1 pseudogene is annotated in these 255 nt (G+C 48.2%); it reads left to right on the top strand.

The window, feature by feature from the left end:
- A pseudogene (locus LRL21_RS45255) lies at positions 1-255 on the top strand (nucleoside kinase); the annotation flags it as partial.

The following is a 255-nucleotide window of genomic DNA, read 5'->3' as shown; positions in this document are numbered from 1 at the left end:
TCACGCACGAGCACCACATTTGGCATGTAGATAAAGTAAAAGTTTTGGTCGCCAACCAGGATGAGGCGGTAACATTTTTCTGCGGTGGTTCTAGGAACTTTTCGAAATTCATAGATCTATTTGACGGCGTGTTTGTCCTCGAGGTCGACCTTAACACATTGAACCGGCGGCTTGACGAGCGACCGGAAAATGAGTGGGGCGGAAAGAAAACGGAACGGGAACTCATTGCGCGATTGCACCAAACGAAAGAAGACA

The organism is Paenibacillus periandrae, from assembly GCF_022458865.1.
Taxonomy (GTDB): Bacteria; Bacillota; Bacilli; order Paenibacillales; family NBRC-103111; genus Paenibacillus_S; species Paenibacillus_S periandrae.
Note: the sequence above shows the minus strand (reverse complement) of the source record. Positions and strands in the feature narration are given on the sequence as shown.